This window comes from Cellulomonas sp. Leaf334 (genome assembly GCF_001424195.1).
Classification (GTDB): domain Bacteria; phylum Actinomycetota; class Actinomycetes; order Actinomycetales; family Cellulomonadaceae; genus Cellulomonas.
In genome coordinates, this window is record NZ_LMOO01000001.1 from 617,864 (window position 1) to 633,142 (window position 15,279).

Here is a 15,279-nt window from a genome sequence, read left to right on the forward strand (position 1 = left end):
GTGAACCGCCGCTTACACCACAGGCGCGACGCGCAGCGCGACGCACGGTATAGCGTGCCGCACTGTGCACTTCGTGATCATGGGATGCGGCCGGGTCGGTGCGACGCTGGCGAAGAGCCTCGAGGACAACGGGCACTCGGTGTCCGTCATCGACCAGAACCCCGAGGCGTTCCGGCGGCTCGACCCCGAGTTCGGCGGGAACAAGGTCACCGGGCTCGGGTTCGACCGGGACACCCTCAGGCAGGCGGGGATCGAGGAGGCGTTCGCGTTCGCGGCCGTGTCCGACGGCGACAACTCGAACATCCTCGCCGCCCGGGTGGTGCGCGAGACGTTCGGGATCGAGAACGTCGTCGCCCGGATCTACGACCCGCACCGCGCCGAGATCTACCAGCGGCTCGGCATCCCGACGGTCGCGACGGTCCGCTGGACCGCCCACCAGGTCCTGCGCCGGCTGCTCCCCATGGGCGCCACGGACGAGTACCGGGACGCCTCCGGCCAGATCCAGCTGTCCCAGGTCGACGTCCACCCGGGGTGGGTCGGCAAGCCGCTGCGCACCCTCGAGGACGCCGCCGGCGCCCGCATCGCGTACGTGACCCGCTACGGCGACGGACTCCTGCCGACGTCGACCACCGTCCTGCAGGAGAACGACACCGTGCACGTGCTCATGCGGGCGGACACCTCCGCCCTGGTCGAACGCATCCTCACCAGTGCCCCGGCGGTGACCGCGTGAGGGTCGTCATCGCCGGCGCCGGCTCGGTCGGCCGCTCCATCGCGCGCGAGCTCCTCGGGCACGGTCACGAGGTCACCCTGATCGACCGCCAGCCGTCCGCGATGCGGGTCTCGCAGGTGGCCGAGGCGGACTGGCTGCTGGCCGACGCGTGCGAGCTGCCCACGCTGCGCCAGGTCAAGACCGAGGAGTGCGACGTCGTCGTGGCGGCGACCGGCGACGACAAGGCCAACCTGGTCATCTCGCTGCTGGCCAAGACCGAGTTCGGTGTCCCGCGCACGGTCGCCCGCGTGAACAACCCGAAGAACGAGTGGATGTTCGACGAGGCGTGGGGCGTCGACGTGGCCGTCTCCACGCCCAGGATCATGACGGCGATGGTCGAGGAGGCCGTCACCGTCGGCGACCTCGTGCGCATCTTCACGTTCCACCAGTCCCGTGCCGACATCCTCGAGCTCACGCTCCCGGACGACTCGCCGCTGGCCGGGGTGCGCGTCGGTCAGATCGAGTGGCCCACCGACACGGTCCTCGCGTGCATCGTGCGCGATGCACGGCCGATCGCCCCGAGCCCCGACGACACGCTCGAGGGCCGGGACGAGCTGCTGTTCGTCACTGCTCGGGAAGCGGACGAGGCTGCTCTCGAGGAGCTGTTGACCCGCGGACCAGCAGCCAGCTGACCCACAGCGCGAGGGCTGTTCCGGGCACGCCCATGACGAGCTTCGCGGTGCCCAACCAGGTGACCTCGGAGCTGAAGTAGAGCGGCAGCTGCACCGCGAGGCGCAGACCGAAGAGCGCGACGAACGGCACCGTCGCGAGCGCATAGCGCCTCCGCAGCGGGCGGTCCTGTCGCCACGCGACGGCCCCGGCCCACGACCCGCCCTCGTTCAGCGGGCCGGCCTTCGAGAACAGGCCGACGACGAGACCGACGAGCGGCCAGCCGATCACGATGGTCAGCAGCGTCCCGAGGAACCACGAGACGTTCACCCACAGCCCGTAGGCGAAGAAGTCCTTCGCGTCACCGGTCCGCCACGCCCACAGCACACCGATCCCGACGCCGAGGAAGCCCCCGAACGCCTGCGTCGGCGACTGCCGCTGGACGAGCCGGGCGACGACGGTCACCACCGCTGCCGCCAGGGCGACGACGAGCGCCGGCATGAGCTGCTGCCCGGTCGCGACGTAGACGACGACGAACAGCATGCCGGGCGCCACGGACTCGACGATCCCGCGCACCCCGCCGACGGCGTCCGACGCCGAGAAGGTGTCGGACGACAGCACCTTCATGCCGCGCGCGGGGCCGTCCTGCGGGTCTGTGCCGTCGTCGACGGCGGCGAGGACGTCCTCCGGGTCCCTGCGCTCCGGCTCACTCACCGGGACGCGGCCTGAGCTCGTAGCGAGGGTTGAACACCGTCCGGCGACCGTCGATCAGGCACACGAGGCCCTCGATCTTCAGCCGGCGACCGGGGGTGACGCCACCGATCTCACGTCGCCCGAGCCAGACCAGGTCGAGCGCCCCGCTGCCGTCGTACAGCTCCGCCTCCAGGGCAGGCACACCCTCGCGCGGCCGCAGGGTGACCGACCGGATGACGCCGGAGACGCTGGCGCGCGAACGGTCCGCCAGCTGGTCGACGGGCGTGCACCCGACCGAGCGGTGGGCGTCGGCACGCTCCTCGTCGGCCTCGATCTCGGCCTGGGACGCGACCGCCTTCTTCAGGCGCTCCTTGAGGCTCATCGGATCTCCGTGATCTCCGGGCCGCGGGTCAGCGGGTCGAAGGCGGGAGCCGCAGGCGTCTCGGGGACCTCCTCCGGACCGTTCTCGTCGGAGGACTTCAGGTTGGGTGTGCCCGGTCCCGGGAGATGCAGCGTGAGCAGGTCACGGGGCGGGCGGGCGTCCGTCCCCCGGACCACGACGATGCCGGCGAACAGCTGCTCGAGCGCGGTCGCGGCCGACGGGTCGACCGCCGCGCGGCCGGTGATGACACCGCGCACGAACCACCGCGGACCGTCGGCACCGACGAACCGGGCCGGCCGGTGCCCCGTGCGCCCCTCGGGCGTCCGGACGGGGAGCCGCGCGAGCAGCTCGCGGCCGAACGGACCCGGCAGGTCGTCGGCCGACCCGCCCTGCTGGGTCACGGACTCGGCGATCTCGGCGCGGATCTCGTCCCAGATGCCGTCGGTGCGGGGTGCGGCGAACGCCTGCACCTGCAGCGAGGAGCCGTCCAGGAGGATCGAGGCGGCCGACACCACGTTCGTCGCCTTGTCGATCTCCATCCGCAGCTCCATGCCCTGCACGCCCGGCAGGAGGATGGCACCGAGGTCGACGCGCGGCACGTCGTCGTCGACCTGCGACGCGTCCCACGGACCACCCGTCCGCTCGACCGGGCCGGGCCGGACGTCGTCGACCTCGTCGCCGACGTCGACCGCGGTCGTCTCGTCGATGTCGGTCTCCACCGCGTCTTGGGGGGCGGGATCCTTCCCACCACGCCGGAACAGCGCCACGTGCTCACTCCTCTTCGACGCGCTCGCACGCATCAGTTGCCAACAGATCGACAGTAGTCCCGACCTAGCGCGTCGGCGCAGCCTTCCAGCCACCGCTCGACCCGAAACCGCCGTCGCCGCGGTGCGACCCGGGCAGCTGCTCGGCCTCGACGAAGCGCACCCGCTCCACCCGCTGGACGACGAGCTGCGCGATCCGGTCTCCCCGGTGCAGCTCGATCGGGTGGTCCACGTCCGTGTTCAGCAGGGTCACCGCGATCTCGCCGCGGTAGCCGGCGTCGACGGTCCCGGGGGCGTTGACGATCGTCAGCCCGTGCCGCATGGCCAGCCCCGAGCGCGGGTGCACGAACGCGGCGTACCCGTCGGGCAGTGCGATCGCGACTCCCGTGGGGACGGTCGCCCGGCCCTGCGGCGGGATGACGACGTCGATCCTGGAGACCAGGTCGGCGCCGGCGTCGCCGGGGTGCGCGTAGGCGGGCGCGGGAAGCTCGGGGTCGAGGCGCAGCAGGAGCACCTCGATGCTGGGGTCGGCTGTCACGGGGCCCGACCCTACCCGCCGGATGGGATGCTGGGTGCATGCCTGAAGCTCCCCGTGGAACTCCTCTGCCCTCGTCCCGGGCGGCCTCGCCGACCTACGCCGAACGGCTGTGGCTCGGTCCGCTCGGCTGGATCCTGCTCGTCGTGTTCGCGGCCATGATGGCGGTCGCGTTCATCCCGCTGGACCCGCGCGTCGCAGTCGTCGTCGGGGTCATCGTGGTGGTGGTCGGTGCGGTGGTCCTGGTGGGGCTGGCGCCCCGCATCGAGGTGCAGGACGGCGTCTTCCGGGCCGGTGGTGCGCGCATCCCGGTCGATCTCCTGGGCGCGGCGCAGGCCCTCGACGCCGAGGCGACCAGGGCCGAGCTGGGTCCGCGGCTCGACGCGCGCGCGCACGTGTGCCTGCGCGGCTGGATCCACACGGCCGTGCGGGTGGAGGTCCACGACCCGCAGGACCCGACGCCGTACTGGGTCGTGTCCACCCGTCGGCCGGCGGAGCTCACCGCAGCGCTGCACGCCTGAGGGCCGGCTGCCCGGTGGTGCGGGGCGGCCGACCCTCAGGTGAGTCGTGCGGTCTCGGTACGGACGGTCAGGCAGCGCACTCCGAGCAGACGGGGCGACCGTCGCGCTCGTAGGCGAGCTGGCTGCGGTGGTGGACCAGGTAACAGCTCGAGCAGGTGAACTCGTCCGCCTGCCGAGGCAGCACGCGCACGGAGAGCTCTTCGCCGGACAGGTCCGCGCCCGGGAGCTCGAACCCTTCGGCCGCCTCGGTCTCGTCCTCGTCCACCACGCCCGAGTTCTTGTCGGAGCGCCGAGCCTGAAGCTCCTGGAGCGAGTCCTCGCTCAGGTCCTCCTCGGTCTTGCGCGGGGCGTCGTAGTCGGTAGCCATGTGTGGCGTCACACTCCGTGGTCTTGATGGAAACTCATACGCGGGATCAATGCACGCGACGCGCTTTTTGTTCCCGCGCGCGGTGGGATTCTGCACCACTTTCGAGCCCCGTGCGAACCGGACGCGCGACCGATTTCGTCACACGTGCTGTGGGAGCGTTTTCATCCGTCGGAGTCGGCGTCGAGAGCCTCGAGGAACGCCCTCAGCTCCTCGACCCGCCCCGGAGGTCCGGCGACCGTCATCGACTCCTGTGCCGCCTGCCCCCGAAGGCCCGTGACCAGCGCGCCTGCCTCCTGCGCGACCAGGGCACCGGCCGCGACGTCCCACGGCTGCAGACCCCGCTCGTAGTACAGGTCGAGCGTTCCGGCGGCGATCCCGCACAGGTCGAGTGAGGCGCAACCCACACGACGAATATCACGTACCTGCGGCAACAGTTCCGCGACGATTCGTCCTTGCACCCGCCTCCTGGCGGCGACGTATCCGAAGCCCGTACCCACGAGCGAGTCGATCAACGGTCGCGCCGGACCCACGCGCAAGCCGATCCCGTCGAGCGCCGCCCCCAGCCCCCGGCCCGCGGTGAACGTCCGCCCGTCCTCGGGGGCGAACACGCACCCGGCGAGCGCCGTCCACGTGGCCGGGTCCGGCGCGGCCCCGGGGTCGGGACCGACCACCGCGGCGACCGACACGGCGTACGCCGCCGAGCCGTACAGGTAGTTGACCGTGCCGTCGATCGGGTCCACCACCCAGGTGATCCCTGACGTGCCGGGCCGGAAGGCCTCCTCCTCGCCCAGGATCGCGTCGTCCGGGCGCAGCTCGGCGAGCCGGCTGCGCAGGAGCGCCTCGGACGCCAGGTCCATCGCCGTCACGACGTCCTGGTCACTGGACTTGGTGGCGGCCACGGTGACCAGCTGCCGTCGCCCGTCCCGGATCAGCGCCCCGGCCTCCCTGGCCAGCGCCTCGGCGACCTCGACGAGCGTGCGGACCTGGTCAGGAGAGTCGGGGTTCACCCGTCCATCCTCTCAGCGCGCGGTCAGCGCACCGACCCGCGCCACGGTCCCGGGGCCTTGAGCTGGAACCGCAGCGCCATCACCCGCAGGACGAACACCGCGACCACCACGATCACGCTCGTCACGGTGGTGATCGCACCCTGCCACCACAGGATCGCCGTGATCGTCGACCCGAGCAGCGCCGGGATCGCGTAGAGCTGCCGGTGGTGCAGGACCACCGGCACCTCGCCCGACAGCAGGTCGCGCAGCACTCCCCCGCCGACGCCGGTCATGACGCCCACGATGACCGCCGCGGTCAGCGTCGTCCCGTACTCGAGCCCCTTGATGGTGCCGACGACACTGAACAGGGCCAGCGCCCCGGCGTCGAGCACGACGATGAAGCGGCGCGCACGCTCGAGGCGCGGGTGGAAGAAGTAGATGACGGTCGCGCCGGCGACCGCCGTCACGATGAACCGCCAGTTCGAGATCCCGACGGGCGGGACCGCGCCGATGAGGACGTCGCGCAGGATGCCCCCGCCCAGCCCGGCGGCCCAGGCGAGCACCATGATCCCGAACACGTCGAACTGCTTGCGCACCGCGGCCAGAGCGCCGGACATCGCGCCGACGAAGACCCCGACCAGCTCGAGGACGGGCTCCAGGGGGATGTCGGTGTCCACGGGACGATCCTCGCAGCGGGACGCCGGGATCCGACGAAGGCGGGCCGTTGCGGGGCGATCATGCGCCGCACCGCCCCGGGTGCACGCCGTCGGGGCGGATCGGTGGCAGGCTCGTGCCGAGTTCCCGGGAGGTCGCATGGGTGAGCTGGAGCTGGTGGGTCTGCACGAGGACGGGGAGCACCTCGTCCTGGTGGCCCCGGACGGGGCGCGCTTTCGTGTGCGCATCGACGAACCGCTGCGCGCCGCCGTGCGCCGCGACCGCCCGCAGCTCGAGCAGCTGCGCGCGGAGAGCGCCGGGACGCTGAGCCCGCGGGAGATCCAGGCGCGCATCCGCGCGGGCGCGACGACGCAGGAGGTCGCGGACTCCGCCGGCCTTCCCGTGGAGCGTGTCCGCCGGTACGAGGGGCCGGTGCTCGCCGAGCGCGAGCACGTCGCGGAGCAGGCCCGGGGTACACGTGTCGGCCGGGACGTCGGCGCGCCGACGCTGGGCGACCTGGTGACGGACCGGCTCGCCGCCCGCGGCGTCGACCCTGCGTCGCTCGCGTGGGACGCCGCTCGCGACCCGTCCGGACCGTGGGTCGTCCTGGCCCGGTTCGCGGTGGGTGACGTCGAGCACGAGGCGCGGTGGACCTTCGACCTGGCCAAGCGGACCGTCGTCGCCGACGAGGACGAGGCCCGCTGGCTCTCGGAGACCGAGCTGCCCGACGAGCCCGTCTCCCGACGTCACCTCGCCGCCGTGCGCGACGTGGTGTTCGACTTCCAGGGCGACGGCTCCCTGAGCACCCCGCAGGACGTCTCCCCGGAGGAGCCTGAACCCGTCCCGGACCCGCGCGACGAGACGGCGTCGCTGCTGGACGACCTGCGCAGCCGACGCGGTGTCCGGCAGGCCGTGGAGCTCGACGACGACGACGACGCCGAGGAGTTCGAGGGCTTCGGCCCGCAGCACGCGTTCGACTTCGGGCGGCCCGACGCGACCGTGCCCGGTGCACACCCCGCCGACGCCGACCCCGCAGCCGAGGCCCAGGTCTACCCGGCGCCCGCAGCCGTGCCGGAACCGGTCACCACGCCGGCCGCCGAGCACGAGGACGCCGAACGACCGCGTGCGGCGCGGCGCGGCCGCGCCAAGGTGCCCAGCTGGGACGAGATCGTCTTCGGGGCGAAGCCCGAGTAGGCGCCCGTCAGATGCTCAGCTCCTCCGCGGAGGTGAGCGTCTGCGGGCTCGGGGAGGACGCCCGGGCGGTGGCGGCGGTCATCCGTCGCATGTGGTGGCGACGGCACAGCACCTCGTAACCGACCTCGTCGGCACCCGCCTCGACGTCTCCGACGACGACCTGCGCACCCTCGACCACCATGGTCCCGCCGACGGTGCGAGCATTGTGCGTCGCCCGTGAGCCGCACCAGCACAGCGCGCGGACCTGCAGGACCTCCACCCGGTCCGCCAGCTCGACCAGCCGGGCGGCACCGGGGAAGAGCCGGGCACGGAAGTCCGTCGAGATGCCGAAGACGTAGACGTCGACCCCGAGCTCGTCGACGACGCGCGCCAGCTGCTCCACCTGGTCCGCGGTGTAGAACTGCGCCTCGTCACCGATGAGGTAGTCGACCGGCCGACCGCGCGTCCGGCGCGAGATGACGTCCGACCAGAAGTCCGTCGAGTCGTCCACCTCGTGCGCCCGCTGCGTGAGCCCGAGCCGGGAGGAGATGGTGGCCGCTCCGGCGCGGTCGTGGCGGGTGAACAGGACACCGTCGCGTCCGCGTGCCGCGTGGTTGTGGTGCATCTGCAGCGCCAACGTCGACTTGCCGCTGTCCATGGTGCCGGAGAAGAAGACCAGCTCGGCCATCAGGCCACCACCAGGCAGGGCACGAGCATCTCGTGGCGCGTCAACGACCCGTGCACCCCGACGAGGTCCAGCGACGCGGGCGTCTGGGTCCGCGAGTCGACGACGGTCGCGCGTCCCGCCATCGCCACCACCACGTCCCCGATCACGGGCAGCACGTGCTCCGCGACGTCCCCGAACCACCGGTCGGACCTCGCCTCGTCCCGTGTCACGACGACCGCGGCCGAGCCGAGCGTGTCCCGCCACCGGTCGGCCACCTGCGTCGCGTCGACGTCCGGCTCGAGGTGCAGGTGCAGGGCGCGGGGCTCCCCCGCCACCAGCGCGACGCCCGCGCCGAGGACGGGATCGGTCCCGACGTCCCACCGCTGCGACCGGTCCACGTCGACCATCCCGTGGTCGGCGGTCACGACCAGGACCGTGTCCCGCGGCAGGAGGCGGGCGAGCCGGCCCAGCTCGGCGTCGAGTTCCGCGAGCGCGTCGCCCCACTGCCACGACCCCCACCCGTGGTGGTGGCCCGCCTTGTCGACGTCCCCCCAGTACAGGTAGGCCACACCGGGCCGCCGCAATGCTTCCACGGTGGCGTCGACCCGGGCGGCCAACGACTCGGCCGCCTTGTAGGTGGGGCCGCGCAGTGCGGCCTCGGTGAGTCCCGACCCCGCGAACCGCGCCGGACCGACGCTCGTCACGCTGGTCCCGGCCGCGACCAGGCGCTCGAACACGGTCGTCTCGCGCTGCCACTGCCGCGCGGGCGGCAGCCCGGTCCAGCTGACCAGGTTGCCCAGCTCGCCCGTCGCGGGGTCACGGACGGTGTACCCGAGCATGCCCGTGCGCCCCGGTGGCAGGGCGACCCCGAACGTGCCCATCGCTGTGGCCGTCGTGGAGGGGAACGTGCTGGTCAGCGGCGTGGAGTCGGTGAGCCGACGGCGCAGGAACGGTGCGTGACCGGCGCGCTCGGCGAGATTCGTGTGGCCGAGCCCGTCGACGAGCACCACGCAGACTCGCGTCGCGTCGGGGAGCCCGAGCAGGCGCTGCGAGTCGGACGCCTCGGGGACGTCGAGCACGCCGATCGCGCCGGCGACGGCCGGCAGCACGCGACCCAGGCACGCGTGGGCCGAGCCGGGCGCGAGGAGGTCCGCCGCCTCGACCTCGGCACGCACCCCGGTCGAGACCCTCGACGCCGGCGCCTCGAGGCCGGTCATCGGGCCCGGGCGCTCGCTGCGGACAGCTGCCGGGCGAACGCCGTGGCGGCACGCACCGAGTCGAGTCCCTCAGCCGCCGCACTGACCCGCACGACCACGTCGTCGGGCGCGAGGGTGCCGGTCAGCCCGTGGTCGGCGTCGCAGTTCGGGTCGCCGCACGTGGCCGGCTCCAGGTCCACCCGGGAGACCGCACCCCAGCCGATCACCAGGGTGAGCTCCTGCGCGGGCCGACCGCGCTCGTGCTTCTCCGGCAGCGGCACGACGTGGGTCAGCGCGACCGAGGTGAGCTCCGCGATCGGCACCGCCTCGGTCGTCGCCGACGCGGAGGCCGACGGGTGCTCGGAGTCCGCCGGGTGGTCGTCGACGTGGGCGACGATCAGCCGCGTCGGCGTCAGCACCAGCACGGTGACGTGGCGGCGCACCTCGGCGGCGTCGAACGTCGTCTCGGGGTGGACCAGGTGAGCCACGACCTCTTCGTCGGCGAGGGCCACGTCGAGCACGTCGACGACGAGCTCGGGGTAGTAGCCGGCACGGTGGAGGTCGTGGTGCAGGGCGGGAGCAGCAGCAGGCACACGCCCATCCTCCCACCTCGACGGCCGTGTCCCGCGAGCGTGCACAGGGTCACACCCTCGGCAGTCGTCGCGTCGCGTCCGCACGGTCCGCGCGGGAGACCGCGGCGCGGGCACCGAGGACCACCGCACCGTGCTCGGAGACGACCACGGGGTTGAGCTCCAGCGAACGCAGCTCCGGCAGGTCGTCGGCGAGCACGGAGACCCTCGCGATGAGGTCCTCCAGCGCGGCGACGTCGAGCGCCGGGAGCCCCCGGTAGCCGAACAGCCGGGGCGCTGCCCGTGCCGTGCGGACCAGCTCGGAGACGTCCACGTCGGTCAGCGGCGGCACGCCGTACGCGATGTCGCCCAGCAGGTCGGAGGCGTCCCCGGCCAGCCCGAAGCTGATGATCGGGCCGAACAGGGGGTCCTCGACGGAACGCACCACGCACGCGGAGCCGTGCGGCGCCATCGCCTGCACCTCGAGGGGTTCGTCGCCGTCCGGCGTCTCGAATCCCGCGGCGAGCGCGAGCACCTGCGCCACGTCCGCCCGCAGCTCGGCCTCGTCCGCGACGTCCAGGCGCACCCCGCCGAGGTCGGCACGGTGGCGCAGCGCCGGCACGGTCGTCTTGAGCGCGACCGGCCACCCGATGCGTTCCGCGGCGGCAACCGCCTCGTCGGCGTCGTGCACGCGCGTCGACGGCAGCGGCCGCACGCCGACCGTGGCCAGCAGCTGCGCGGTCTGCTCGGAGTCGAGCGCGAGCGCCCCGTCGCCCGGGGCCTCCGCGGCGAGCCACCCCGCGACGAGCCGCCGGGCCGACCGTGTCTCGGCGCCCTCGGGGTGCAGGGGCTGCCCGCGGTCCCCGGCCCGCCAGCGCGCGTAGCGAGCCGCGTGGCCGAGCGCCAGCGCCGCGTCCTCGGGCGTGCTGTACGCGGGGACCGTCCACTCCCGGCCGTCGTCGTCGCGGGCGGTCAGCTCCGGGGTCAGGCCGTGCAGGTCGTAGATGCACGCCACGGTCGTCCGCCGGGAGCGGGCGGCCCGCTGCGCGACGGCGTCCTGCAGGACGGCGTCCGGCCCGCCGACCGTCGGGATGCGGACCACGACCACGACGTCGCTGTCCGCGTCGTCGTAGAGCGCGTCGACGGCCGCACGGACCCGGTCGGGCGAGGCGTCCTCGGCGAGCAGCTGCACGTGCCCGCTGACCACGAGGCCCGCCGCCGCGACCGCCTCGGCGACGAGGGCCGCCACGGACGCGGAGCTGGCCAGGATCGCGGTGCGACGGCCGGTCGGCAGCGGCTGGTGCGCGAGCACCTGGGCGACGTCGAGCAGCTGGTGCGTGTTCTCCACGCGCACCACGCCGGACTGGCGCAGCACCTCGGCGAGCGTGCGCGGCGGGGCGTGGGTCGGTCGGACGGCGTGGCCCGGCGGCACCACCTGGCCGGACCGGCCGGCGGTCACGACGATCACCGGCTTGAGCAGCGACAGGCGCCGCGCCACCCGGGAGAACTTGCGCGGGTTGCCCAGCGACTCGAGGTACAGCCCCACGACGTCGGTGCCGTCGTCGTCCGCCCAGAACTGCATGAGGTCGTTGCCGGAGACGTCGGCGCGGTGCCCGGCGGACACGAACTGCGAGACCCCGATCCCCCGGCGCCGGACCGCGGCGAGCATCGCGACCGACAACGGGGCCGACTGACAGAACAGGCCGACCCGCCCGGGCGGCGGAGGCACCTCCGCGAGGGACGCGTTGAGCTGGAGCCCGCCCTCCCGTGTCGAGACGATCCCGTACGAGCTCGGTCCGACCACACGCATCCCCGCACCGTGCGCCGCGCGCAGCACCGCGCGCTGCCGGTCCCGCCCGTCCGGACCCTCCTCGGCGTACCCGGCGGTGAGCACGACGATGCCGTGCACGTCCAGGCGCGCGAGGTCGCGGGTCACGTCGGTCGCGGCAGCGGCCGGGACGGCGACGACGGCGAGCCCGACCGGTCCGGGCACGTCCGCCAGCCGGTCGTGGACCGGGGTCGGCGGGTCGCCCGGGACGCCGACCGCGTGCACGACCACTGACGGGTCGCCGACCAGGAGGTTGGCCAGCACGCGCGCGGCCAGCCGACCGGCGAACGTGTCCGCCGCGTCCTTCCCGGGCCCGACGACCACCACCGACGACGCGTGCAGGACCCCCCGCATCGACCGTGCCTCGGCACGGTGCTCGCGGTCGGCCATCACCGCGAGCGACCGGTCCGTCGGGTCGATGTCGAACCCCACGGCCACGATGCCGTCCTCCGTGCGCTGCCGGACCTCGTACCCGGCCTGCTTGAAGACGGAGATCATGCGGCCGTTCTGCGGCAGGACCTCCGCGACGAACCGTCGCACGCCCCGCTCGCGTGCCGCCGCCGCGAGGTGCTCCAGCAGCACGGACCCCAGGCCGCGGCCCTGGTGGGCGTCCGCGATGTTGAACGCGACCTCGGCCTCGTCCGAGCCGATGCGGTCGTACCGGGCGACGCCGATGATCTGGTCGGCGCCTGTGGGTCCTGTCCCGCTCGACACCGCAACCAACGCCACCCGGTCGACGTGGTCGACGTTGACCAGCCGGGTCAGGTCGCGCTCGGACAGCCGCTCGAGCGGGGCGAAGAACCGCAGGTAGGTCGACCTCTCCGACTGCCCGACGTGGAACGCCTGCAGGGCGTCGGCGTCGTCGGGCCGCAGCGGTCGCACGTGCGTCGTCGAGCCGTCGTGCAGCACGACATCGGCCTCCCACGCAGCCGGGTACGGGAGACCCGGGTGCGGGCGGCCGTCAGCCGTGACGTCTGCCATGACGGTCACGGTAGTGCGGAGAGCAGCGCGCCGCGCCCGTCGAAGGTCCCGGACGGTCCACAATGGTCGCCGCACAGCCGTACCGGCCCCGAGGAGCAAGCAGCATGGCGCGTCGCCCCGCGACACCCGACCTCCCACCCGAGGACCTCGTCGAGCGCATCGTCGACATCGACGTCGCGACCGAGATGGAGGGCTCGTTCCTCGAGTACGCCTACTCCGTCATCTACTCGCGGGCACTGCCCGACGCCCGCGACGGACTGAAGCCGGTGCAACGCAGGATCCTCTACCAGATGTCGGACATGGGTCTGCGCCCCGACCGCCCGTACGTGAAGTCGGCGCGCGTCGTCGGCGAGGTCATGGGAAAGCTCCACCCGCACGGCGACGCCGCGATCTACGACGCCATGGTGCGGCTGGCCCAGCCTTTCTCCCTGCGCCTGCCGCTGGTCGACGGTCACGGCAACTTCGGCTCGCTCGACGACGGTCCGGCCGCGCCCCGGTACACCGAGGCGCGCATGGCGCCGGCCGCGCTCGCGATGACGACAGGGCTCGACGAGGACGTCGTCGACTTCGTGCCCAACTACGACAACAAGCTCACGCAGCCCGAGGTCCTCCCCGCGGCGATCCCGAACCTACTGGTCAACGGCGCGTCGGGCATCGCGGTCGGCATGGCGACCAACATGGCACCGCACAACCTCGTCGAGGTCGTCGCCGCCGCGCGCCACCTGGTCCTGCACCCCGACGCCACCCTCGAGGACCTGCTGCGCTTCGTCCCAGGCCCCGACCTGCCCTCGGGCGGCAAGATCGTCGGCCTGGAAGGCGTCCGGGACGCGTACCGGACCGGCCGCGGCGCCTTCCGCACCCGCGCGACCGCCCGCATCGAGAACGTCACGCCCAAGCGCAAGGGCATCGTCATCACCGAGCTGCCCTACACGGTGGGCCCGGAGAAGGTCATCGAGAAGATCAAGGAGGGCGTGCAGAGCAAGAAGCTCTCGGGCATCTCCGACGCGGTCGACCTGACCGACCGGGCGCACGGCCTGCGCCTGGTCATCGAGATCAAGACGGGCTTCGTCCCGGAGGCCGTGCTCGAGCAGCTCTACCGCTACACGCCGCTCGAGGACTCGTTCTCGATCAACAACGTCGCCCTCGTCGACGGTCAGCCGCGCACCCTCGGGCTGCGCGAGCTGCTGGTCGTCTGGGTCGAGCACCGCCTCGTCGTGGTGCGCCGGCGCTCGCAGCACCGCCTGGCCAAGCGGCTCGAGCGCCTGCACCTGGTGGAGGGTCTGCTCGTCGCGATCCTCGACATCGACGAGGTCATCCAGGTGATCCGCACGTCCGACGACGCCGACACGGCCCGGGCACGGCTGCGCAGCGTCTTCGACCTGTCGGAGCCGCAGGCGGAGTACATCCTCGAGCTGCGCCTGCGCCGACTCACGCGATTCTCCCGGATCGAGCTGGAGAAGGAGCAGCAGCAGCTCGTCGAGGAGATCGCCGAGCTGCAGGCGATCCTCGCCGACGAGGCCCGGCTGCGCGGTCTGGTCTCCGACGAGATGGCCGAGGTCGCCGCGACGTACGGCACCCCGCGGCGCACGATCCTGCTCGAGTCGGCGGGCGGGACGTCGATCACCGGAGCACCTGCGGCACGCGGTGCGGCGGCTCCGCTCGAGATCGCCGACACGCCCTGCTGGGTACTGCTGTCGGGGACCGGGCTCCTCGCGCGGACCGCGTCGGAGGACCTGCCGGCACGCGGCGACGGAGCACGCCGGGCCAAGCACGACGTCGTGGCCGCGTCGATCCCCGCCACCGCGCGTGCCGAGATCGGCGTCGTGACATCGCAGGGCCGGATCGTGCGGGTCTCCGTGCTCGACCTGCCCGGGCTGCCGCCGACGGACGGTGCCCCGTCGTTGTCGGGCGGCGTCCCGCTCGGGGAGGTGGTGACCCTCCTGCCGCGCGAGCGGGTGGTGGGCCTCGCCTCGCTCGCGACCGACGCGCCGACGCTCGCGCTCGCCACCGTCCAGGGCACCGTGAAGCGCGTGACGTCCGGCGACGTCCCGGGCAACCGTGACGCCTGGGAGGCGATCTCGCTGAAGGACGGCGACGAGGTGGTCGGCGCGGTCGCCGTGCGCGACACCGACGAGCTCGTCCTGCTGTCCTCCGACGCGTCGCTCCTGCACTTCCCCGCGTCGGCGGTCCGGCCGCAGGGGCGTTCCGCGGGGGGCATGGCGGGCATCAAGCTCGCGGCCGGGCAGCGTGTGGTCGCGTTCGGCAGCGTCCCGGCCGACTCGATCGCCGAGTCGGTCGTCGTCACGGTCGCGGGCGCGTCCGGCGCCCTGCCGGGCACGCAGGAGGGCTCCGCGAAGGTCACCCCGTTCGAGGTGTACCCCGGTAAGGGGCGCGCGACGGGTGGGGTCCGGGCGCACCGGTTCCTGCGCAACGAGGACGCGCTCCTGCTCGGCTGGGTCGGTGCTGCGCCGGCGTGGGCGACGGGCTCGGCGGGTCAGCCGATCGACCTGCCCCCCGTCGACCAGCGTCGCGACATGTCGGGCACCCCGCTGTCCGCACCCGTGCACGCCATCGGCTGAGAGTCC

At 73.3% G+C, this 15,279-nt stretch carries 16 protein-coding genes; 5 read left to right on the top strand and 11 right to left on the bottom strand.

The genetic code is table 11. The features are described 5' to 3' along the window. The first annotated feature begins 79 nt into the window (after positions 1–79). Positions 80–730, top strand: coding sequence for a TrkA family potassium uptake protein (locus ASF78_RS02810; RefSeq protein WP_056588024.1), 651 nt, complete (start codon positions 80–82; stop codon positions 728–730). Further along, on the top strand, positions 727–1,401 hold the full coding sequence (locus tag ASF78_RS02815; protein WP_056584678.1) for a TrkA family potassium uptake protein: 675 nt from the start codon (positions 727–729) through the stop codon (positions 1,399–1,401). Before ASF78_RS02810 ends, ASF78_RS02815 begins: the two co-directional genes overlap by 4 nt. Here ASF78_RS02815 and ASF78_RS02820 read toward each other — a convergent pair. The 4 genes from ASF78_RS02820 to dut all read right to left on the bottom strand — a co-directional run bounded on the left by ASF78_RS02820 (position 1,334) and on the right by dut (position 3,755). Continuing rightward, positions 1,334–2,092, bottom strand: coding sequence for a DUF3159 domain-containing protein (locus ASF78_RS02820; RefSeq protein ID WP_056584681.1), 759 nt, complete (start codon positions 2,090–2,092; stop codon positions 1,334–1,336). The genes ASF78_RS02815 and ASF78_RS02820 overlap by 68 nt on opposite strands. After that, entirely contained in the window at positions 2,085–2,453 is a 369-nt protein-coding gene (locus ASF78_RS02825) for an OB-fold nucleic acid binding domain-containing protein (RefSeq protein WP_056584684.1), read from the bottom strand. The genes ASF78_RS02820 and ASF78_RS02825 overlap by 8 nt, the downstream gene beginning before the upstream one ends. Next, complete coding sequence (locus tag ASF78_RS02830; RefSeq protein WP_056584687.1) at positions 2,450–3,220, bottom strand: DUF3710 domain-containing protein; 771 nt, start codon at positions 3,218–3,220, stop codon at positions 2,450–2,452. The genes ASF78_RS02825 and ASF78_RS02830 overlap by 4 nt, the downstream gene beginning before the upstream one ends. A 64-nt stretch (positions 3,221–3,284) precedes the next feature. Beyond that, the gene (dut, locus tag ASF78_RS02835) at positions 3,285–3,755 is read right to left on the bottom strand and encodes a dUTP diphosphatase (protein WP_056584690.1); all 471 of its coding nucleotides are present in this window, start codon (positions 3,753–3,755) and stop codon (positions 3,285–3,287) included. A gap of 38 nt (positions 3,756–3,793) precedes the next feature. Between dut and ASF78_RS02840 the strand changes: the two genes are divergently transcribed. Beyond that, positions 3,794–4,273, top strand: coding sequence for a DUF3093 domain-containing protein (locus tag ASF78_RS02840; protein WP_056584693.1), 480 nt, complete (start codon positions 3,794–3,796; stop codon positions 4,271–4,273). A 67-nt stretch (positions 4,274–4,340) separates the two neighbouring features. Here ASF78_RS02840 and ASF78_RS02845 read toward each other — a convergent pair whose 3' ends face one another. The 3 genes from ASF78_RS02845 to ASF78_RS02855 form a co-directional block, all read right to left on the bottom strand. Then, complete coding sequence (locus ASF78_RS02845) at positions 4,341–4,640, bottom strand: DUF4193 domain-containing protein (protein ID WP_055913906.1); 300 nt, start codon at positions 4,638–4,640, stop codon at positions 4,341–4,343. A 161-nt stretch (positions 4,641–4,801) separates the two neighbouring features. Then, positions 4,802–5,647, bottom strand: coding sequence for an inositol monophosphatase family protein (locus ASF78_RS02850; protein ID WP_056584695.1), 846 nt, complete (start codon positions 5,645–5,647; stop codon positions 4,802–4,804). Positions 5,648–5,670: 23 nt separating this feature from the next. Continuing rightward, complete coding sequence (locus ASF78_RS02855) at positions 5,671–6,303, bottom strand: trimeric intracellular cation channel family protein (protein ID WP_056584698.1); 633 nt, start codon at positions 6,301–6,303, stop codon at positions 5,671–5,673. A 136-nt stretch (positions 6,304–6,439) separates the two neighbouring features. On the opposite strand from ASF78_RS02855, the gene sepH reads away from it, so the two are divergent. Then, on the top strand, positions 6,440–7,474 hold the full coding sequence (sepH, locus tag ASF78_RS02860) for a septation protein SepH (RefSeq protein WP_056584702.1): 1,035 nt from the start codon (positions 6,440–6,442) through the stop codon (positions 7,472–7,474). Between the two features lie 7 nt (positions 7,475–7,481). Here the strand turns inward: sepH and ASF78_RS02865 are convergent, their stop codons facing one another. The 4 genes from ASF78_RS02865 to ASF78_RS02880 are packed head-to-tail and all read right to left on the bottom strand — an operon-like array spanning position 7,482 to position 12,694. Next, on the bottom strand, positions 7,482–8,141 hold the full coding sequence (locus ASF78_RS02865) for a thymidine kinase (protein ID WP_056584704.1): 660 nt from the start codon (positions 8,139–8,141) through the stop codon (positions 7,482–7,484). After that, positions 8,141–9,337 carry an alkaline phosphatase family protein gene (locus tag ASF78_RS02870; protein WP_056584707.1) on the bottom strand — a complete coding sequence of 399 codons (1,197 nt, stop codon included), beginning with the start codon at positions 9,335–9,337 and terminating at the stop codon, positions 8,141–8,143. The genes ASF78_RS02865 and ASF78_RS02870 overlap by 1 nt, the downstream gene beginning before the upstream one ends. Beyond that, positions 9,334–9,909, bottom strand: coding sequence for a DUF5998 family protein (locus tag ASF78_RS02875; protein WP_056584709.1), 576 nt, complete (start codon positions 9,907–9,909; stop codon positions 9,334–9,336). The genes ASF78_RS02870 and ASF78_RS02875 overlap by 4 nt, the downstream gene beginning before the upstream one ends. Before the next feature lie 49 nt (positions 9,910–9,958). Continuing rightward, on the bottom strand, positions 9,959–12,694 hold the full coding sequence (locus ASF78_RS02880; RefSeq protein WP_056588028.1) for a GNAT family N-acetyltransferase: 2,736 nt from the start codon (positions 12,692–12,694) through the stop codon (positions 9,959–9,961). Positions 12,695–12,798: 104 nt separating this feature from the next. Here ASF78_RS02880 and ASF78_RS02885 point away from each other — a divergent pair, with 104 nt between their 5' ends. Next, entirely contained in the window at positions 12,799–15,273 is a 2,475-nt protein-coding gene (locus ASF78_RS02885) for a DNA topoisomerase (ATP-hydrolyzing) subunit A (RefSeq protein ID WP_056584711.1), read from the top strand. Positions 15,274–15,279: the final 6 nt, after the last annotated feature.

Bases quoted from the DNA above. Each gene is read 5' to 3' on its own strand.
- ASF78_RS02810 (WP_056588024.1), top strand. From the start codon at position 80: ATGGGATGCGGCCGGGTCGGTGCGACGCTGGCGAAGAGCCTCGAGGAC.
- ASF78_RS02825 (WP_056584684.1), bottom strand. From the start codon at position 2,453: ATGAGCCTCAAGGAGCGCCTGAAGAAGGCGGTCGCGTCCCAGGCCGAG.
- ASF78_RS02840 (WP_056584693.1), top strand. From the start codon at position 3,794: ATGCCTGAAGCTCCCCGTGGAACTCCTCTGCCCTCGTCCCGGGCGGCC.
- ASF78_RS02845 (WP_055913906.1), bottom strand. From the start codon at position 4,640: ATGGCTACCGACTACGACGCCCCGCGCAAGACCGAGGAGGACCTGAGC.
- sepH (WP_056584702.1), top strand. From the start codon at position 6,440: ATGGGTGAGCTGGAGCTGGTGGGTCTGCACGAGGACGGGGAGCACCTC.
- ASF78_RS02865 (WP_056584704.1), bottom strand. From the start codon at position 8,141: ATGGCCGAGCTGGTCTTCTTCTCCGGCACCATGGACAGCGGCAAGTCG.
- ASF78_RS02870 (WP_056584707.1), bottom strand. From the start codon at position 9,337: ATGACCGGCCTCGAGGCGCCGGCGTCGAGGGTCTCGACCGGGGTGCGT.
- ASF78_RS02880 (WP_056588028.1), bottom strand. From the start codon at position 12,694: ATGGCAGACGTCACGGCTGACGGCCGCCCGCACCCGGGTCTCCCGTAC.
- ASF78_RS02885 (WP_056584711.1), top strand. From the start codon at position 12,799: ATGGCGCGTCGCCCCGCGACACCCGACCTCCCACCCGAGGACCTCGTC.